Consider the following 17,748-nt stretch of genomic DNA (forward strand, 5'->3'; position numbering starts at 1 on the left):
CTATGTTGTTGAAGGGAATAAGTTTTCCTGATCTGGATGCGATCCTGTGGGGTGTCGAGGGTTCTGCCGGGCGCGATCGAGGATCTGATGTGCTTGCGGGGTGGCGAGTTTTGAACGGCTGAAGATCCATGGGCCGTCGGGTAGCGGATGAGCCCCCTCGATCTGGCCAGCCTCGGCCGCCAGACGCAGCGTTTTTGGCGTTATCCCGAGCAACTTCGCCGCACCGCCCAGATTAAGCCACGGCTCGACCCCGTCGGCCCGGGGACGGAAGACCGGAATCTTGCGGTATGACCTCAGCGCGGTGACCCGCTCCCGTGTCCACCGATTGCCATTGCCGGTCGTCAGTCCGTTTCGATTGAGGACACCGGCAATCACATCGTCATTGGCGATAAGGACGAGCTGTCGTACGGCGTCGACAATATCGTCAGGCGTCGCGTTTCTTTGCCCGCGGCGCCGCTTCGGCAGGCGCAGGTCGGTGTGGACACCCCCAACCCAATGGATGACGAGGACGATCTCGGAGGTTCCATCATCGAGATCGGCAACCACTTCATTGATGAGCGTTCGCACGATACGCTTCTTCAGCCTTGCATCGGTTGTCGGCGCCGTCCAGACGGCGCGGAGGTTCCCCGCAAGTGCGGCTACCTGGGATGCGGACATGGGGATCGGCTGCGGCGCAACCGTCCGATGTTTGGCAATCTTGGCTTCGATCTCGCCGGCGCGAGCGAGCGCCGTGTTCCAGCGTGCTTCGAGCTCCGACGTCACCAGCCTGTTCTCCGGATCAGCCGCGTCGTATTGCCGGAATGCCCGGTCGGCGGCATAGCGCGCTGCCTCGAGATCGCGCAGCAGGGCATCCTGAACCTGGTCGCGTTGGCTGGCCATACGGCGTTCCGCCTCGATGGCGGCGGCAATAGCTCCTGGTTCGACCACCCCGAGCACCGCCTCCTCGATCGCATCATCGACCCGCAAACCGCCGAAGGCGATGCAACGTGGTTCGCCGTTGTCGAGCAACCCTCGCCAACAGGAATAGCGCGGGATGTTATGGTTGGCTCCTGTGTAACGAACCGTCAGCTTCCGGCCGCACCTTTTGCAGCGGAAAAGGCCGGCAAGCAGAGCGTCGCCATGCTTCGGCGCTCCATGATGGCGACTGGCCGGTACATTGTCGCTGACCATCTTGCGGATCTCCTCCGCCCTTTCCCAACTGATGTAACCTTCGTGTGCGTCCGGGATCAGCGCCAACCATTCATCACGCGCCTTGCGGCGAATTCCAGATCGGCCACCGTATCCCGGGACGGAACGACTCTTACCATAAGCATAAGCGCCGCCGTAGATCGGGTTCGCAATCATCCGGTGGATGGTCGCATAGTTGGGTCTGCGCCAGATGACATCACCGTCCGCGCGCCTGACGGGCAAATCCAACCCGTGTTCGAGGAACCATAGAAGCGCCTGCCGTGCACTGCCAAGTTCGGCGACTTTGTTGAAGACCAACGCAATGGCGTCCTGGATGCGCCGGTCGGGATCTTTCTCGATCCTGTCACCGACCTTCAAAAAGCCGACCGGGACCGTGACGACAAGCTCTCCGCGGCGTGCCTTCTCGTAGCGGGCGGAAAGGGAACGCTGACGTAAGAGATCGAGCTCATACTCGTTGAGGCTGCCCTTCAGGCCCAAGAGCAGCCGGTCATTGCCCTGGCGTGGTGCGTAGACCGCTTCCTGATCGATCAGAACGGTATCAACGACGCGGCACATCTCGATGAGCTGCTGCCAATCGCGGCTGTTGCGGGCAAAACGCGATACCTCGCGTGCCGCTACCGCCCCCACCTTGCCAAGGCAGACCTCGGCGACCATCCGGTCAAAACCGGCGCGGGTTACACCACCGGCGGCCGAACGACCAAGATCGTCATCCACCGTCTCAATGCGCGACCAACCAAGTGCTGTCAGGCGATCGCGCATGGCGTATTGAAGGGTACTGCTTTCGCGATTGTGCAGAACCTGGTGAGCCGAGGACTGCCGAACATAGAGAATAGCCTTCCGCTCCAGATGGTGCGGCCCGATCTTCTCATGCATCATGACCGGCCTCCTTCTGCTGGGAGGTGCGCTCGCAGTTTGCGTGATCGACGAACAGCCGCACGATGAGAACCGTCAGCGCCTGGCGGGTTTCCTCCGGCAACTCCGGCCATTGTGGCATGCCTGCGGTCATCCCCCTCTGCGGAGCCGAAAACAGATCGAACTGGCATGTCATGGACTGGCGAGGCATGGACATCTCTCCGACTCGTTTCGTGAGAGACCAATGCTGCGCCCATTACCGCAGATTGCGATGAGGCGTCGGCGTCTTCCAGTAACTTTGCCAAAGCATGCAGGCTCGCGAGATCGACATGCGGAACTGGCAGGCTGCGCCAATATCCGCTCACGGAACGGTCGAACATCCATGATGGGACTTCAAAAAGCCGATCAGAAGAAGCACCAGATAGGCTGCAGCGGAAAATGTCCGTACCTTTGGCCAGCGCATCATGGACATGCACGAGCTGACCGCACCAAGGATGCCACGGATATAAAAGCTCACGAACCTCCGTCCTGTGGGTGTTCTGTCGTCGTGTTGTACAATGAGGTTCGGCCACATGGCGCCATCGGCAATAAGGTGCCAATCTTACTGATGAATCCGGGAGGCGTAACCAGCCCACCTCCCTGAATGAAGCCGGAAAACTCCAGCCTCCGGTGGTCCAGAATCCTGGGGCGGTTCAAAAACCTGAAAAGCTCTAGTCGCCGCTGGATGAAAGTTCAGTGGCAGGTCACTTTGACTTCATGCTTTGCAGCGTAGACCCAAGGCAGCAGGTCGTCGATCTGGCTATTTGGATGTCGGAGTCGAGGCCGCGACCGTCGGTGGCATTGCGGGCTTCTGGCTTCGGCCAGTGGATGCACGACCCGGCGCGCGCACGATGTATCTTCAAGGTCAGGATGCCACTCAGCCCAAGGCATCACCGCTTTACGCCCAACTCGACGGGCTGCCGCCGATCCGGGGAAAAGGTGTTGACCTTGCCGGCGCCGAGCTCGTTGAAGGCGACGCTCGCGATCCCGCCGCGCTGACCCGCGCCATCGCCGGCTGTGATGCTGTCGTCACTTCGCTGGGCACGGCAATGAGCCCGTTCCGGGAGGTGACCCTGCTCTCCACGGCGACGCGCGCACTGTTCGGCGTTATGGAGCAGCAGAATACCCGCCGGCTGGTGTGCATTACCGGGCTGGGTGCCGGCGACAGCGGCGGCCATGGCGGCTTCTTCTTCGACCGGCTGTTCCTGCCCTGATGCTGCGCAAGGTCTATGAAGACAAGGACCGCCAGGAAGATGCGATCCGGGTGAGCACACTCGACTGGACCATCGTCCGCCCAACGGTGCTCAACGACAAGCCGGCGCGCAGTCACATCAAGGCAGTGATTGACCTGTCGGGCGTCCCTGGCGGAACCATCGCCCGGCCCTATGTCGCAGAGTTCGTCGTGCACCAGCTCACCGCAGATACGTGGCTGCGCAAAGCACCGGTGATTACATCCCTCTAGACGTTAATTTTCGGATCAGTTTGACCGATTTTTCCATTCGCCGTGATCCACTCAGGGCGAATAAAGTTATTTGCGGACAATTCACTACATCAGAATTGGTAGGCTAACGTTAGATGAAAAAATGGGGCAAATCCTGCTGAAACTCAACACCAGCTTTTCACGCGCCCTTACACATGAATTACGCGTAGCGATGAACGATGCCGACTTCGACATAAGCCTCGGTCATGCAATCAAACAAAATTTAAGTGTCAAGAAAACACAGTGGCGCGATCACGTCACAAATTCTTGGCCTCAAGCGTGCTACGAGCATCGAGACAGTTCTGTTCCATAAATCTGCTTATTCGATATGTTATAACATCACTATGTATGGTCATGCCTCTCCCACGATCGGACTGTCGGGACGACACTTCAGCGCCCTACACCATCATCCCTTATTAACGGCAGGAGCGCCGAACCTGCATCGTTGATCCCCTACGAACTGGGCCCGGTCCGTTCCGCAGGGAAATCAACATGGCGACGCATCGCCACCCCTCACCCGCTACGACCCTTGCGCGCACATCTCTCCTCGGCCATCTGCATCGCAGCAACCGTCACCTTGTGAGATCAAGGGCCTTCAGTCTAGCGGAACGACAGAAACCGTTTCAGGCTCAAACCGGCCAACAAAATGTAAGGCGGCATGCCGAGCGAATAGTGACCACAGCTTAATTCCAAAATATTTGGCCCAGCTCCGGCGGCCTTCAGCCTCTGCATGAACCGCTGCGATATCTCTGGCACAACAACCTTGTCCCTCTTAGCCAACACAACGTGAAGTTCGAGATCGGTCCGTGCCAAATTGCGCGCGTAATTCTCTAGGTTGAGCGGACCCCACGCCCGTCTGAGATCGGTCAGCTCAATAACCGGCTCAAGGCTTTCACGTATCGATCGTGTCGCGCGCCCCGTCCAAACCATGTCTGCGAGACTTCCCGCGGTGAGAAACAACGAGGCTTTTGACACAGCCGAGTCATGCGCAGCGATTAAGCCTGCGACCCAGGAACCTAAGCTCATACCGAGAACGGAAATCTCTCGATAGCCTTCGCTTTTCAACCAACGAATGAGTTTTCGCCCGTCCCATACTGCCTGCCGCACAGACTGGATGGTTCGACCGAGATTAGCGCTCAGCATATAGTCGGCGTGCACCGCGCCTGGACGGCTGCGCTCGAAGTGATAGGGCATGGCAATCTCAACAACCGTGATGCCGCGTCTCGAGAAAAATTTCGCAATCTGGTGACTTCGGGTGCTTGCATTCCAATGGTGAAAAATCACCATTACCCTGTTGAAGGAGCCGCTTTCTGTGATTTTCGCCCATACGACGTTGTTCTCTTCAACGTCAGTAGACATGCCCGATGGAAATTTAAGCCACTCATCTTGCCTTTGAAAGCGCTGATCGTCCCCGCCTGGCTCATCGAAAAAGGACGGATCAGCAACGGCCTGGTCCGCAAGGACGCAAAATTCGTCGATACTTCCTATGTTCTCAGCGCCTGGAAAGGCGCGGTCGGCGTCAAGGACGAAATCGGTTGCAGTCTTCGATTCCTCACCGCGCCGTGCCCGTCGCTCATCCCAACGATCAAGCCAACTATGATACATTTTGATTGCTTCCTAAGTCGCGCGCTCTCCATCGCCCAAACCCCGGGTCAATAAGGCCGTACATCGCGAACAGCACTCCAATGCCGAGAAGGATCGAAAAGCCTGTAAACGCGTCGATCAGCAGGTAGCTAGTAAAGAGTAACCCCACGACCGCTGACATCTTCCACAAGGGGAAATGAAACCGGGATCCGGCACCTAAACGGATGGAACCGTATAGAAAAACAATACAGGTCGAAATAGCGACAAGAAGGCTGCTGTAATGGGTCGGCATCCTATAGCTGGATCCGTTGCCCATATCTTTGCCCCCATAAAAAGCTGAAGTCACATCGCCGAGCAACCAGTCGACAATATTCTTTCCGTTCGATGCCAGATAAGAGCTTTGGGCCTTCATGCATATGGCGATCAGGATCCCCAAAATAGTACACCGAAAAATTCCGCGCATCACCAGCAAGGCGATCCCATTTAGCTCGTATTCATAATCTCCTCCCGCCCGATTCTTCGATGCCTCTCCAATTTTCCAAAGGTCATGAACCACCGTATGAAGCAAAATGAGGCCTGCGAAGAAGAGATAGAAGCACAGGCACATATAGAGGTAAGCGAGCCCTGTGAATATAATCTCCATCGGCACCGATATGATTTCAGGCTGCACGAGCGCTAACTTGCCCCAATCCATCGCATAGTTGCCACCGCCTTTTAGCAGCGGAATCAAGCACACGCCGATCCATTGAAAAAGACCGGCGAACAACACACAGATCAAAAAGACCGCCCAATATGTATACGAAGAAGCATCTACGTTGCGGGCCCAAGCGTCGTCGCTTTCCACACGATTGCCCGCCGCTACAATCCGTAAGCGCCCTTCATTCTTCCAAAACAACAGCAACTCTATGACGAACGCAAAAAACAGTGGCAAGAACACCATAAAGAGGAACGTCCAATTGGGCGCCCAGAGGAAACCTACCTGTTTGACGAGACCATCCGCCCGATTGTAAGTCGCGTTGTGGATCCCCACAATATACGAGAGAAACCCAAGGGCGGTGGCACCCGCAAACACCGACGCAGGTAGATCTAAGGGAGATCCGCGGCTAAATAGCGCCTCCGACCTCCTCGCCAAATTAAAACGTCGGCTCGGCTGATTAGCCTCGGTATCCCTTTCCAGCTTTGCCGGCGACTCCATCTCCTCATCGACGACATTCAGTGCCAGATTTGGAACCTCTGCCGCAGGGCTGCTTCCCGCTTTCTTCAAACCTCGCCTCTTCGCCGTCAAGCGAGATTGCGCCGCACTTAGCTCCATCTGCCATTCGCTTGTTGCTACGGGATCATCACACCCGAAGACCCTTGCCAGCCAACGAATATTGGTCGTGCTGATACCCTTCTCATTTTCTTGAAACCAAAGCTGGACCGTTCGCAGATCGACCCCAGTCCGGTTGGAATCGATCTGTGAAATCGCCTCAGCGAGAAGTTCGGGCGTCCACGGGCCCGCGGGAAAGCCATCACTTCCCAACGGCCGGCCCGCTCCTGCCGCGGCCAATTGTTTGAAGAGTTCTTTGAAATCACTTCCGTCTTTCGGCGGCGGGAGAAATAACTTTCCATTCTTTGGCAAGGGCTTACCGGCTCTGGTTTCGTTTCGTTTCGGTAGATTTCGTGCGTTTGTGCCCGATAAACGGGTATCGCAACTACACGCAACTGCATAGCGATTCTACTGTCAGGAGCAAAATTTTGAAGTTTTGGGATGTTAATTTCAGAACAGCAGCGAGTGAGAGGAGGAAGCCATTTTGCCGCTCGCTTGTACGAACGCCGGAGATTCCTCACCGAGACGCGCTGATTTCCCATCCGATAACCGGGTAACGACGACAATCGCGACCGACTGGTCCCAAGAGGAAGCTGCGCGTCATTTCGAAGTCGTGTGATGGCGAAGCTGGCTTCAAGGTTTGGAATTTAACCAATGAACAATCATGCAAAATATGCAGACAGCATCTTTAGGAGGATCGGTTCAACCGGCCTCGTCATTTTCGAGAGAGATGGCACCCTCCTGAGAAAGACTAGTCCCTCCGGGGATTACATGCTCGGAGATATCAATGAAGAATTCGTTGAAATGTTAAGGCATCTGCGACACCTCAATGCTCGTTTCGGCTTTATTTCGGACGAGCGTGGGATGGACGCGGGTGCCTATGGAAGATCAGAATTCGCAATCCTGACCGAACTGCTTGACGCATTACTGAGCATCAGAGGTGCCATGCCGGATTTCTGGGTGGCATGGAGTGATGTCCCACATGCGAGCGGAACCGACCTTCAGCGCCCGCCGGGTCGGCAACAGGAGCCTGGCGCCGGAGCGATCTTTCGAGTGATGGAGCGGTACGGAATCGGCAAGAAGGAAACCGTATTCATCGGCAGCTCGACTGCCGGTAGCCTCGCTGCAAGCGACGCGGGTGTCTCCGTGATCGAATATTTCAACGACCGAAGCGAGACCGCTCAGAATGCGGCCGGAAATCGTGCCCGTAATTTGTCTTCGCCTGAAGCCGCGGATTTCCAGCGACTCCGTGCCAAGATCCAGGCGACGTTGGGCTGGTCCATCGCCGGAGAGCTTAAGAGTGGCCTACAGCACGGTTCGTAGGGTTAGCGGGTGCGGTCCCTGTCCTTTTCCTGAGGCGGGCGAAGCTTGATCGATTTTGGTATCTCGCGATCGCGCTGTTGGGTTTTTTGAGGCTCGCGAACCGATCGATCCGTTTCCGGCCCTGCGTGCTCAGCGTTGGACTGGGCAATGCGCGATGCGTCGACGGAGCGGTTGTTCGAGCTCTTGTTGACGATCCCCTGCTCCGCAATGTGATCGCGACCGGCAGCCGACTTGGTTTTGAGGCTGTCCGAACTCCGCTTATCCCTGCCAGACTCCGTTCGGTCTCGATTCTTGCCAACGCGTGAATCGAGCTGCAGCCCGACGACCTTGCCGATGATCTTCGTCGCCTGTTCGAAGATCAGCCGATCAGATGGGTTGGCAATCTTCGCGGCAACCGTCAGCGCGGTGTTCGCCAGCGTTTCCTTCGCCGCTTTTGCTTGCGCGGCACTGATGGGTGTGGATCGCAGCATGTGGTCCTCGCCTTTCTCTCGTGTGGTATCACGGCCTTCGCGGACCGCTGTTTCAAGCCGCCCGTATTCGCGTCGAAGCCCGATGGATAGATCGTGGCTGAGTTCTCGCGCCGTACTGGGTGCTGATCGGTCCTTCGCAATCCCTTCCAGCATCCGTATGACATACCCGACGGAACGCCGGCTCTGTTCGAGCCGCGTCCTGGCCTCCTCACGCTTCGGCGCTGTCGGCGCATCGCGGACCTTGGACATTACCTTTTCGATGACGTTTGCTGGCGCCGTCGCGCCCATCCGGCGAAACATTTCCCATTCCCATCGTTTGACGGGCGGCGGGCCAGCACGTTCGATGCGCTTCTGACGATCGATCGGGATGCCGCGCTCACGCGCCTTGTCAGCAAAACGGGCCCGCCATTCGGTAAAGTCGCGGATATTGGGGTTGAGCATCTTTCCGCTGGCATTGCGCAGCGCAACGATGACATGCAGGTGCGGATGTTTTTCAAGATCATTGCGATTATGGACGGCATAGGCGTAGCGGTGGCCTGCAAACTGCTCCCTCAGGAAATCTCGACCCGCGAGGATGAACCGGTCGCGATCGACATTGGCGGGTCCCGAGAGCAACAGGTGCATGAAATCCCGCGGCTGGCGGGTCTGCATAAGAGTACTGACGACTTTGCCCTCGGCCGTGAGTTGCTTATGGTCTTTGGTCGTGACTTCGCGCCGTTTCCCACCGAGCTCGTAACGGCCGCTCTTACCGGGCCTGTCCTTGACGTGAGTTTTCGTGGACAGCGTTACCTCCGCCCCTGCCCGTTGCATGGCATGTAAGGTGGCTGTCAGGCCTTTGGGTCCGGAGGAGAATTCGGCCGGATAGCGCGAAGCCGGCGTGATACCGGCGCCGCGCAATGCCCGATCCAGTCGCTCGTCGATCACGCGGACGTCATCGATTTCCGCAGGGATACGATTGGCGCTGCTTCGATCCGACCTGTCCTTCTTCTCGTGGGCAATCACCAATGCAAAATGCAAGCGGGTCCCACCCTTCACACCCTCGCTGACGCTGAAGGCATAGGTTCGATCGGTGTCGCCCGCCTGACGGAACCCGTCTTCCGCAAGCGAACCGAGAGCGCGCGCTATGTCTTCGCCGTCGGCTTTTTCGAGCTCGTAGCTCAGACGGAGGATGTCCTGGCTGCCTTTCCGGTTGCCAAACTCCCGCTCCCAGGACCGGACGGCGGCAGTGAGATCGGTGACCTCGCGACCGTCCTGGTCGCGTGCTTTCTCTTCCTTGCTTTGGTAGGCGAGGACGTTGCGGGCCGAACTCGCGCCGGCACCATAAGACAAGACCTTGACGACGACCGCATTGTTACCGGCCGCACGGCTGAATGCCGTGGCTGCGCCCGGATGTTTGGCGGAAGACAAGCCAGTGTTCGCAACCGTCGGCCTCTTCGCCGATGCACCGCCGCCACCCCCGCGGCGGCGCAACTCGTCTTCGATGAGATCGAAATAGCTCGGCAGCCGACGACTTTCCGATCTAGATGCGGAGCGACTTCTGGACAGGTCGTTCATCGTGGCTCCTGATCAGGTTGGCGATAAAGGTAGACGGCCGAACAAAAGCACCGTCGCGGATGGCGTCGAGAGCGGTCATCACCTCGTCCAGCTTTTCCGAGATCGCCTCTGCTGCCGCGCCTCTCTGTCCCTCTTCGGCGAGAAATTCCTCGTTCCGAAAAGCAAGTTCGCGCAGAAACTGGTGTATGTTCGCCAACTGCCGGTCGTGCTCCTCGAGCATCGCGGGAATGTGCATGATCTCTCTGGTGACTATGAGCTTGGCGACAATGTTGACCGAGACGTCGAGCCTCCGGGCAAGGGCTTCGACGTTGCTAAGGACGTGAGGGGGCAGGCGGAACATAATGGCAGGTTGGCGCATGGACTACAGCCCCCTCGCCTTCAGAGCTTCGATAATCAGCCGGTGCGTCGCCGAAGAAAGCTGCTCGTGGCGTTCCAACGAAACCCGAAAGATCTTCGTCAGCACGTCGTCATCGAGATACAGCGAGATGCGCTTGCGTTTCGTGGCTTCGCCTGCCGCCGTGGCCCCCTTGGATGACGGTCGCTCGCGGCGTTGATTCTTATCCGGGGTGTTGACTTCCGGTGTACCGACGTTGGGCGTGACGCTCTCACTCTGCTCTCCAGCCGCCTCATCCGGCATCAGCGTTTCAAGATCGATATTGGTCGGCATGTAGGAGGTGGCAGTTTCCTCCACCTCCTTCGCCTGGTTCTCTCTCGACCGGGCAAGGGCTAGAATGTTGCCGGCCGGTGTCCTTTCTCCCGCCATCTCTCTAAGCCGCCTCCGCCTGCAGGAGGCCGATAAATTCGTTATTGATCTTCTTGACGAGATCGATCGCATCGAGCACGCTCTCGCAAGCCCGACGCTTGGCCGATGGCGTCAAGGACGGATTATTCTCGATGCTGGCCAGCTTGGAATAGAGCGAGCCAAAGCCGGCCCCGACATCGCTGAAATGGTTGCTCTTGCGAATGACGGTCTCCACCATGGGAATCTTGCCGCTCGTCAGGATCGCATGGACTTCCGGAAGCGACCTGTTGTGTTTGAGAGCGATCATGTCGACATAATTCCAGATCGCCGCGTAAGGGATCGGTCCCTGCGGCCGCTTTTTGGATATCTCCTTCAATATAGTCGCGACCTTGATCGCTGACGTCGCGGCGGTCGGTTCCGGAATGATCGGAATGAGGACCGCGTCGCACTCGTGATAGACCTCGATCGCGCGCTGATGCACATACCCGCCAACGTCATAGATGCGAATATCCGCCTCGGGCGCATCGGCCAGCCGGTTCCGGAACCGGTCCCCGGGCGCCACCCGCATATGCAGCAACGTGCCATCAGTCGGCAGCAAACCACGCTTCATCGAAACATTGTACCAGCGCGTCGACGACTCTTGCTCATCGCAGTCGATGAGCAGCGTTCTGTGCCCCTGTTGCGCGAACTCCGCTGCAAGGTTGACATTCAAGGTCGATTTTCCTGCACCACCTTTGAACGTTGAGATAGCAAGCGAAAGTGGTTTGACTGCCATGAAACTCCTCATCCTTTGCATTAGAAGTCGCCGGCGCTGCGGGCTTTGCTCGATCGCAGTGGCGGCCGACACGTTGTGGGGTCCAGCGCCCCGCAACCATGCCAGCAGCCTCCCCTTTCAGGCCCGAAGTCTGGCTCGTCGCTGTTCCTGCTGCCGCGCGGCGATCAAATCGTCATTCAGCCGGTTGATCTCGCGCTCACGGGCCGCATCCGCCACCGGATCCCTCGCCGGCCAAAATCGAAGGATGGGCAAGAAAAGCAGCGTGAAGAAAGCGACCGCGGCAGCCTTAAACCAGGAAGACTGCGCATAAAGATCCACCGGCCATTGCCATAGCGCTTGCGTCGATTCAGCCGGCAGAAAGGCATACGAGATCGCCAGGACTATGCCGTATGCAACGAAGGACGCGACGAGAAGGCAGACGGCCGAGACGGCCAAAAAGTTCACGATCAATATCAACAACCATGCCGCCCGAAACGGGAAGACGACAACCTTGAGCGCCTTTCTAGCCGCCGCCATCACCCTTCTCCATCTGCACGTTTCCGGTGTCCGAAACACATACTGCAATCTTTGCGCATTTTCCATACTTGCACTGCAGTATAATTTCGTGCATTCTCAAAACAGTCAACAGGTGACGGATGCGAGCATGAACAATGGCGCATGGAGGTTCGACCGCCTCCTCTTTTGCACCCTTCTAGGCGCCCTGGTTGCCCTGCCCTTTGCCGCGCGGGCCGACACGGCCATTGAGTTTGTCAGCTACTATCAGAACGCCTATGCAGAGGGCCGCGACCTAATCCCCGGACCGCAAATACCGCTGGACACCTCATCGATCGCGTCCCGACTTGATCTGCAAACCGTTAGCCCAGAAGCCGCGCTAAGCGGCAACGCTTTTCTCGGCGCCGATGGTTCCGTGATCAAACTGGCCGGCGTTCAGGGTTGCCTGTCGACCGAGCCACTGGAATTTGCCGGAATGCCGACGACCTGTGCCATGATTTCGCTTGCCGGCATGACTGCGACGCTCGATGAGGCAAAGAAAGGCGCTGGCGACGCATTCCCATGCCACGTTTTCGCGCAAAATCCCGGCGGACCAGCGGTGCGTTTTGCCGAATGTTTTTTCGTCGAGAATGGCGCGGTTCGATCGCTCTCCGAGGCGCTCATCCGCAAGGGCTTGGCGTTCGCTGCCCGTGACCGCGCCGGGCGGCCTGTGTTTCCGGAATATCTGCAAGCCGAGGAAGCCGCACACAGTGAACGAGCCGGCATCTGGGCGAGCGATCAGTTCGCGCACCCCAATGGGGAACGCTACCCGGTCAATTCGTCGACCAATTGATGCGGATTGGGTTCCTTATGTTCATTTCCACGATCACAGCTTCCGGTGTCTATGCTGCCACGACAATCATGCCGATGCTCGCCAACGGCAATGTCATGCGCGAATCGTATTTCTGGCCACCGGTCGTTCCTGTTCAGGCATCGCAAACCGACATTCCCTCGGCCGTTGACGCTGGTGGCGCCCAACCCGAATTCGTTCCGTTCCCCACGCAGGCGCAGTTCGAGACGGGCGACACCTGGATCTCCGGCGGGCGACGCTATCGCCTCTACGGTCTGCAGGCCTGTCTTCGTGGAACCAATGTCACCGTCTTTGCCGGCGTTGTCCGGGATTGCGGAGAGCTCGATCTGATCATGGCGCAGGCGTTGATCCGAGACACGAGGCCCGTCTGCGCGACCATCAAAAATCTCGACCAGAACAACGCGGTCGTCGCATGCCAAACGACGACAGGCCGGCATCGGTACGACCTGGCAACCTATATGATTGCCCAAGGTTGGGGATTTGCAGCCGTCGACAGCGCGGGGCAACTGATCGTTCCAGGTTACAGAGTTGCTGAGGAAAGTGCGCGTTCGGCGCGCGCAGGACTTTGGGCATATTCGGACCTGCCGCATCCGGTTTCCGTTCTCCAACAACAGGCGGGGGCACAACAATGAGAGTTGTGGCTGCCTCCATAGTATGGTTCGCAATGGCACCGACGGCATTGTTTGCGCAAAGCCGCCCAACCGATGTGCCGCGTCAGATCTACGGCAAGGTTCAGGTCGTTGATGCGACCACGTTTGAATTCCTCAAGAGCCGACAGATCGTCCGCCTGGCGGGATATGAAGCTCCTCGCCTTGAGCAGACGGCGACAAGCGATGGCGTGGAGTGGCCCGCCGGTCAGGTCTCGCGCGCGTGGATGATCCTCCGGACACTTGGGCAGAACGTCAACTGCGCGCCGGTTGACCGCGACACCAATAAGGTCCTGATTGCCCATTGCTTCGTCGGCGAGACAAATCTCGCAGCGACGGCAATTGCGGAGGGTATCGGCTATGCCTTCAATTACCGCAACGAACCCCAGGTCGCTGCCTATTTCGATATCGAGCGAAAAGCCAGGGGGCTGGGCTATGGCGTTTGGTCGTCACCGGATCTGCTTCCCCCTTGGCTTTACACCGCATCGGCGGTGGCCGCGGAGAAGTCGGACGGCCAATCACCAGAAGCCGAGACGGGCCTGCCTCTGCCGTTGCCTGTTACCCAAGCGGCTCGGTGAACTTAAAGACGTGCAAGGAGATTGAATGAATCGCATCTTTTGCTCCCTCGGTGTCACGGCAATTCTGCTCGTCCTCGCTCCGGTCGCGAGCGGCGCGCAAGATAGCGCCACTCCTAATCTGACCGAGCAGCTTGATCCGGACTTTTGCGGCGCGGGCGGCGCCGGCTGCGATCCGACGGACGTGCAGCAATGGAAAGCAATTGGCAACAGGCTTGCCGACCTGTCGTCGGCAGACCTTAGCCAATACGCTTACGCCTGCGCCAAGCATGCGGACTGGAAGAAGGAGTGCGAGACCGATCCGGTTGCTGTCCTCAAGCGACTGGGCATCGAGGGGTATTGAGGTTCCCGATGGCCAAGCGTCCCGATACCGCAGTGATTGCTGCCGCCATCGCCCTCCTTGCTGGAACAGCGGGAGGATATGCGATCAGTGAGCTGGCGCGAACCGGTCATATCGCAGACCTGGAAAAAGAGATCGTCCGACTGAAGGAGTCGGCACAGCAACCGTTGCCCGTGGACGCTCCGAGTGACGAAGAGGCAAGTGCTGCGATCGCGAAGTCAGGCCGTTCAATCAGGATCTCGGAGTGCAAGCCGCGCGAGGCAGTACCTGGCGTCACCTGTACCGGCATCATCACGACAACGTCAAGCTCCTTTACCGGCTCGGCGCAACCGGGCGTGCTTTCCTTTGCGAGGATCGACGGTGCCTGGGCGCAAATCCAGTAGTCGATAACGGAGGCGAATTATGAGACCGTCGCTGATTTTGGTCGCAGCATTGACTGGGACAGCCCTTGGCGCCCTGGCCGGCCGCGCAAAAGCCGAGGACGCCTCGTGGGGATGCCAAGTTCTGTTGTGTGCGGCATCGCAGAATCCGTCCTGGCGCGGCGTTGCCTATTGCGTTCCACCTATGACAAAGCTCATTGCCGCGATGAAGGAACCGGGATTTTCCTGGCCGATTTGCCATGAGGCCAAGGCCGGCAAGCCGGGGCGAGAAAACTACGAAGATTGCCCGGCCGGAACGACGGTCGGCTATAGCTCGCAAGGCGACGGTGGCTGGCGCGGCGAGCCCGACCAGTGCATCAAAACAGTCGATGTCTGCCGATCACCGATCGAGCGCAATGCCCACACGAGACAGTCAGGTATGACGATAGAGCGCAGTTTCGGCAACGGCCATGATGGCTGCATCCAGCAAGTTGCCACGCCGCGACCGCGGCGAGCCGATCCCTATTTCTTCGATATCCCGAACGACCAAGGCGTGAAGGAAAGGTTCTGGTTTAACCTCGATCACTAAAACTAAATTCGCGCAGGCCGATCGTGCGCTATGACAGGAAAATCATGACGTGGTCTCGGGAGCTTTTTTCTTCCCTCGGTGCGCTTTCAACGCTTCTATCCGAGAGAGATCGTCTTCGGTGACCCTGAGCAAATCCTCGATCATGACATCCCATTCGCGCTGCATCTTGTCGAGGGTCGACAGCTTGACGTCACGCATGGCGCGGGTCACTTGCGACATATAGGCCTCCGACACACCGAGTTGCTCGGCCAGATCCTTGTTCGACAAGCCCCGCTCGGCCTTCAATCGGCGCAGGCCGATCGCGAGCCTTTCTTGAAACGACAGCGCCTTCAATGTCGAAACGTCGTCTGCTTTGCCGGACGGATCGTCTTTCAGACGAGACATAGAACGCCTTCCCCGGCGGAAGATGTGCTCGATACGGCACGATGAGACGTTTCATCCCGGCGACAGAGGATGCTGCCGCAGCTGCTGGTCCGGGACTTGTTCGAAATTCTACTGCTCATCCAATGCCTGACGCCGGCTAGAGACCACGATGACCAAGCGTAAACCCTTTGTTGCCTATCTCTTGCATCCAAGCGTTCACAACTTCGTTACACGTCTTACACTGCGACGATCACGCCCCGCAAGAGGATGTCGCAACCTCCTGGGATCGCCGAGCCCGCTAGTTGGCGCCGTCTTCAATCGGCACGAATCCTCATGGACAAGTCCCTCCATAGATTCGAGTCCCTTGCCGCTGCTCGCTCATCACTTATACTGCAGTTATATTTTTCGAAATTGAGTTCGAAGGAGACTCTCGATGACGTCGCTTAAAAAGCATGGCTACCGATTTGACTTGCGGCGGCTCTGTGTGGCGACCCTGGTTCTCGGATTTGTTTTCCTCCTCGCCTGCATCGTAATCCGAGACAGCCTCACGCTGGGTTTCGCGATGATGATCCCGATCTATGCCTTCCTTTCGGCTGTGCTCGAAGGTTCGCGCATCGACAAAGGCAGGGCTTGGAACATCCGAGCTTGGGGAGAGACGATCATCGCCGCAAGCGCCGCTGCCGGTGTGGGATACCTCGGCTATCGGCTCTGGCTCCTCGGTTATTGAAGGTCTCGCATGCGGATCGTCGTTCGCAACAGTCCAGCGCATCCACTTGCCGACCTGTCCGACCGAGAGGCAACCGCGTTGCGTGCCTGGTATGGCAACGCTGCATCCAAGGAAGATGAGGCTATTGCGCTTTCGGTCATCAAACGCTCCAAAGTGATGGACGGCTGGATTGAATGCGATTGCCTCGCCGCTGGCTTGCAGCCTTTGCTCGCACCGATCCAACAGGAGCGTACATTTACGCTGCGACGACTGACCCCGAAGGAGGCGGACCCGCACCGGCATGAAGAGCGTCCAAACCATGCGCAAACGTGCCCGTTCCATGTAGACAAGGACGCTGCTCCCGCGCTGTTCGATCGTCGCTATCAGATCCGCCCGCTGCCAAAACCCAAGCGCAGCTATATCGACGCCCTTCCGGCCATCCCCAACCGTCTTGCTGATCTCTCGGACGATGATCCCACCCGATCGAGGGAACGAAACGACCGTCCTTCCAGACTTGGCGGCATCCTGTGGCGGATGCTGGACAGGGCGGGTACAAACGTCATACCCCCACTGCAGGACCATCCCGAATTTGCGCTGGGAGGTCAGCTCTCGAGGATGCGTTCCGCCGCGAGGGAGCTCAGGGTGCTGCGGACCTGGACACTGAACGCACTGCTGTCGACATGGGGTGCGGATTACTGGGACCCGGCCAGCCGTTGGCAGCGGTTGCTCTGGACCTCTCGTCCGGACTGGCCGGAGAACCTTCGACGAACCGGCTTTATGTTGGTGTTTTCGAAAAGCGTTTCGGCGCAGACGATCATGCCGGCATCGTCCTCACGCAACATCGATGTGCTCGGCAAGGTCCGCCAGCCATTGCGGGGCGATCCCGCGCTGAGGGGTCCGTTCCTGACTTTGCTGAACGTCGATTTTCAGGAGGATGACGAAGGCCCTGTGCGGGCGATCCAGGCCTATGCGCAGCCTGTTTATAATGGCGACACGCTCTTTCCGGTCGAATCGGGATTCGAAAGAGACGTTTCGCATCTGCTGTTCTGGCTACAGCAAGCTCTCTTCGACGCCGCGCCGGATCTTCGCATCAAGATCATCAAGCCGCTATTCGCATTGGACACTCCCATTGGTGTGTGCAGGCCGGACTTCATATTGGAGGCGTCGTATCGACGATCCCCGCCCGTGAACCTCATCGTCGAAGCATTTGGGATGGAGACCGACGAATACCGAGAGGCGAAGGAAAGGACTCTGCCTCGCATGAAGCATCTCGGGCCGATCTTTGGCATTTTTCCCAAGGACCTCGCGGAGGCGAAGGCCGCAGACACCGCCAAGCGGCTACAAGACTGGGTGATCGATCAAGTTCGTCAGGCCAGAAATACCCCGCCAACATCCGATGACGACATCCTGACCTGAAGATCAATTGTGGTCGCCAATTTTCCGCAGCGTTTGATTGGCCTTCACCGGACAGCGCTCAGCTCGACTCTCGCGGCATCGAGGAGCGCCTATTG

The 17,748-nt window shown here is 58.1% G+C and carries 21 protein-coding genes; 11 read left to right on the forward strand and 10 right to left on the reverse strand.

The window, feature by feature from the left end; genetic code table 11:
* Both FFM53_RS33105 and FFM53_RS33110 read right to left on the reverse strand, forming a co-directional pair.
* Positions 1-2,064 (reverse strand): recombinase family protein, encoded by a 2,064-nt coding sequence (locus tag FFM53_RS33105; RefSeq protein WP_138390652.1) that lies wholly within the window; start codon positions 2,062-2,064, stop codon positions 1-3.
* Entirely contained in the window at positions 2,054-2,251 is a 198-nt protein-coding gene (locus tag FFM53_RS33110) for a hypothetical protein (RefSeq protein ID WP_028744166.1), read from the reverse strand. The genes FFM53_RS33105 and FFM53_RS33110 overlap by 11 nt, the downstream gene beginning before the upstream one ends.
* A 679-nt stretch (positions 2,252-2,930) precedes the next feature.
* Between FFM53_RS33110 and FFM53_RS36875 the strand changes: the two genes are divergently transcribed.
* Complete coding sequence (locus tag FFM53_RS36875; RefSeq protein ID WP_281385773.1) at positions 2,931-3,293, forward strand: NAD(P)H-binding protein; 363 nt, start codon at positions 2,931-2,933, stop codon at positions 3,291-3,293.
* Positions 3,293-3,541: an NAD(P)H-binding protein gene (locus tag FFM53_RS36880; protein ID WP_281385775.1), complete on the forward strand. Its 249-nt coding sequence runs from the start codon at positions 3,293-3,295 to the stop codon at positions 3,539-3,541. Before FFM53_RS36875 ends, FFM53_RS36880 begins: the two co-directional genes overlap by 1 nt.
* A 618-nt stretch (positions 3,542-4,159) precedes the next feature.
* On the opposite strand, the gene FFM53_RS33120 is transcribed toward FFM53_RS36880, so the two are convergent.
* Positions 4,160-5,164: an RcgR family putative quorum lactone hydrolase gene (locus tag FFM53_RS33120; RefSeq protein WP_138333818.1), complete on the reverse strand. Its 1,005-nt coding sequence runs from the start codon at positions 5,162-5,164 to the stop codon at positions 4,160-4,162.
* Complete coding sequence (locus FFM53_RS33125) at positions 5,154-6,764, reverse strand: RcgA family putative transporter (RefSeq protein WP_138333816.1); 1,611 nt, start codon at positions 6,762-6,764, stop codon at positions 5,154-5,156. Before FFM53_RS33125 ends, FFM53_RS33120 begins: the two co-directional genes overlap by 11 nt.
* Before the next feature lie 342 nt (positions 6,765-7,106).
* Between FFM53_RS33125 and FFM53_RS33130 the strand changes: the two genes are divergently transcribed.
* The gene (locus tag FFM53_RS33130; protein WP_138333814.1) at positions 7,107-7,775 is read left to right on the forward strand and encodes a hypothetical protein; all 669 of its coding nucleotides are present in this window, start codon (positions 7,107-7,109) and stop codon (positions 7,773-7,775) included.
* Between the two features lie 2 nt (positions 7,776-7,777).
* Here FFM53_RS33130 and FFM53_RS33135 read toward each other — a convergent pair whose 3' ends face one another.
* The 5 genes from FFM53_RS33135 to FFM53_RS33155 all read right to left on the reverse strand — a co-directional run bounded on the left by FFM53_RS33135 (position 7,778) and on the right by FFM53_RS33155 (position 11,898).
* Positions 7,778-9,169 (reverse strand): relaxase/mobilization nuclease domain-containing protein, encoded by a 1,392-nt coding sequence (locus tag FFM53_RS33135; protein WP_246413363.1) that lies wholly within the window; start codon positions 9,167-9,169, stop codon positions 7,778-7,780.
* A 595-nt stretch (positions 9,170-9,764) separates the two neighbouring features.
* Entirely contained in the window at positions 9,765-10,157 is a 393-nt protein-coding gene (locus FFM53_RS33140; protein ID WP_138333811.1) for a hypothetical protein, read from the reverse strand.
* Positions 10,158-10,160: 3 nt separating this feature from the next.
* Complete coding sequence (locus tag FFM53_RS33145; protein WP_246413365.1) at positions 10,161-10,466, reverse strand: hypothetical protein; 306 nt, start codon at positions 10,464-10,466, stop codon at positions 10,161-10,163.
* A gap of 100 nt (positions 10,467-10,566) precedes the next feature.
* Complete coding sequence (locus tag FFM53_RS33150; RefSeq protein WP_246413367.1) at positions 10,567-11,253, reverse strand: ParA family protein; 687 nt, start codon at positions 11,251-11,253, stop codon at positions 10,567-10,569.
* A gap of 180 nt (positions 11,254-11,433) precedes the next feature.
* Positions 11,434-11,898 carry a hypothetical protein gene (locus FFM53_RS33155; RefSeq protein WP_246413368.1) on the reverse strand — a complete coding sequence of 155 codons (465 nt, stop codon included), beginning with the start codon at positions 11,896-11,898 and terminating at the stop codon, positions 11,434-11,436.
* Positions 11,899-11,959: 61 nt separating this feature from the next.
* Here FFM53_RS33155 and FFM53_RS33160 point away from each other — a divergent pair, with 61 nt between their 5' ends.
* The 6 genes from FFM53_RS33160 (at position 11,960) to FFM53_RS33185 (ending at position 15,168) form a co-directional block, all read left to right on the forward strand.
* Entirely contained in the window at positions 11,960-12,640 is a 681-nt protein-coding gene (locus FFM53_RS33160) for a thermonuclease family protein (RefSeq protein WP_138333918.1), read from the forward strand.
* A gap of 68 nt (positions 12,641-12,708) precedes the next feature.
* Complete coding sequence (locus FFM53_RS33165) at positions 12,709-13,290, forward strand: thermonuclease family protein (RefSeq protein WP_246413370.1); 582 nt, start codon at positions 12,709-12,711, stop codon at positions 13,288-13,290.
* Positions 13,291-13,322: 32 nt separating this feature from the next.
* Positions 13,323-13,883 (forward strand): thermonuclease family protein, encoded by a 561-nt coding sequence (locus FFM53_RS33170; RefSeq protein ID WP_246413372.1) that lies wholly within the window; start codon positions 13,323-13,325, stop codon positions 13,881-13,883.
* A 25-nt stretch (positions 13,884-13,908) separates the two neighbouring features.
* A complete protein-coding gene (locus FFM53_RS33175) occupies positions 13,909-14,223 on the forward strand; it encodes a hypothetical protein (protein ID WP_138333803.1) in 315 nt (104 codons plus the stop codon).
* 8 nt (positions 14,224-14,231) lie between these two features.
* Positions 14,232-14,603, forward strand: a complete 372-nt coding sequence (locus FFM53_RS33180) for a hypothetical protein (protein WP_138333801.1) — start codon at positions 14,232-14,234, stop codon at positions 14,601-14,603.
* A gap of 19 nt (positions 14,604-14,622) precedes the next feature.
* Positions 14,623-15,168, forward strand: a complete 546-nt coding sequence (locus FFM53_RS33185) for a hypothetical protein (protein ID WP_138333799.1) — start codon at positions 14,623-14,625, stop codon at positions 15,166-15,168.
* Between the two features lie 42 nt (positions 15,169-15,210).
* Here FFM53_RS33185 and FFM53_RS33190 read toward each other — a convergent pair whose 3' ends face one another.
* Positions 15,211-15,552 carry a helix-turn-helix domain-containing protein gene (locus tag FFM53_RS33190; protein ID WP_138333797.1) on the reverse strand — a complete coding sequence of 114 codons (342 nt, stop codon included), beginning with the start codon at positions 15,550-15,552 and terminating at the stop codon, positions 15,211-15,213.
* 412 nt (positions 15,553-15,964) lie between these two features.
* Here FFM53_RS33190 and FFM53_RS33195 point away from each other — a divergent pair, with 412 nt between their 5' ends.
* Together FFM53_RS33195 and FFM53_RS33200 are read left to right on the forward strand one after the other, a co-directional pair.
* The gene (locus tag FFM53_RS33195) at positions 15,965-16,258 is read left to right on the forward strand and encodes a hypothetical protein (RefSeq protein WP_077988471.1); all 294 of its coding nucleotides are present in this window, start codon (positions 15,965-15,967) and stop codon (positions 16,256-16,258) included.
* Between the two features lie 9 nt (positions 16,259-16,267).
* Complete coding sequence (locus FFM53_RS33200; protein WP_138333795.1) at positions 16,268-17,653, forward strand: hypothetical protein; 1,386 nt, start codon at positions 16,268-16,270, stop codon at positions 17,651-17,653.
* The last annotated feature ends 95 nt before the right edge of the window (positions 17,654-17,748 follow it).

Origin of the sequence: Rhizobium indicum (assembly GCF_005862305.2) — a bacterium.
In the GTDB taxonomy this organism is placed as follows: Bacteria; Pseudomonadota; Alphaproteobacteria; order Rhizobiales; family Rhizobiaceae; genus Rhizobium; species Rhizobium indicum.

Excerpts from the sequence above, each read along its gene's own strand:
- FFM53_RS33105 (WP_138390652.1), bottom strand. The coding sequence starts at position 2,064 with ATGATGCATGAGAAGATCGGGCCGCACCATCTGGAGCGGAAGGCTATT.
- FFM53_RS33140 (WP_138333811.1), bottom strand. The coding sequence starts at position 10,157 with ATGCGCCAACCTGCCATTATGTTCCGCCTGCCCCCTCACGTCCTTAGC.
- FFM53_RS33165 (WP_246413370.1), top strand. The coding sequence starts at position 12,709 with ATGCCGATGCTCGCCAACGGCAATGTCATGCGCGAATCGTATTTCTGG.
- FFM53_RS33145 (WP_246413365.1), bottom strand. The coding sequence starts at position 10,466 with ATGCCGACCAATATCGATCTTGAAACGCTGATGCCGGATGAGGCGGCT.
- FFM53_RS33155 (WP_246413368.1), bottom strand. The coding sequence starts at position 11,898 with ATGGAAAATGCGCAAAGATTGCAGTATGTGTTTCGGACACCGGAAACG.
- FFM53_RS33160 (WP_138333918.1), top strand. The coding sequence starts at position 11,960 with ATGAACAATGGCGCATGGAGGTTCGACCGCCTCCTCTTTTGCACCCTT.
- FFM53_RS33200 (WP_138333795.1), top strand. The coding sequence starts at position 16,268 with ATGCGGATCGTCGTTCGCAACAGTCCAGCGCATCCACTTGCCGACCTG.
- FFM53_RS33110 (WP_028744166.1), bottom strand. The coding sequence starts at position 2,251 with ATGCCTCGCCAGTCCATGACATGCCAGTTCGATCTGTTTTCGGCTCCG.
- FFM53_RS33185 (WP_138333799.1), top strand. The coding sequence starts at position 14,623 with ATGAGACCGTCGCTGATTTTGGTCGCAGCATTGACTGGGACAGCCCTT.
- FFM53_RS36880 (WP_281385775.1), top strand. The coding sequence starts at position 3,293 with ATGCTGCGCAAGGTCTATGAAGACAAGGACCGCCAGGAAGATGCGATC.
- FFM53_RS36875 (WP_281385773.1), top strand. The coding sequence starts at position 2,931 with ATGTATCTTCAAGGTCAGGATGCCACTCAGCCCAAGGCATCACCGCTT.
- FFM53_RS33130 (WP_138333814.1), top strand. The coding sequence starts at position 7,107 with ATGAACAATCATGCAAAATATGCAGACAGCATCTTTAGGAGGATCGGT.
- FFM53_RS33120 (WP_138333818.1), bottom strand. The coding sequence starts at position 5,164 with ATGTATCATAGTTGGCTTGATCGTTGGGATGAGCGACGGGCACGGCGC.
- FFM53_RS33195 (WP_077988471.1), top strand. The coding sequence starts at position 15,965 with ATGACGTCGCTTAAAAAGCATGGCTACCGATTTGACTTGCGGCGGCTC.
- FFM53_RS33190 (WP_138333797.1), bottom strand. The coding sequence starts at position 15,552 with ATGTCTCGTCTGAAAGACGATCCGTCCGGCAAAGCAGACGACGTTTCG.
- FFM53_RS33170 (WP_246413372.1), top strand. The coding sequence starts at position 13,323 with ATGGCACCGACGGCATTGTTTGCGCAAAGCCGCCCAACCGATGTGCCG.
- FFM53_RS33175 (WP_138333803.1), top strand. The coding sequence starts at position 13,909 with ATGAATCGCATCTTTTGCTCCCTCGGTGTCACGGCAATTCTGCTCGTC.
- FFM53_RS33180 (WP_138333801.1), top strand. The coding sequence starts at position 14,232 with ATGGCCAAGCGTCCCGATACCGCAGTGATTGCTGCCGCCATCGCCCTC.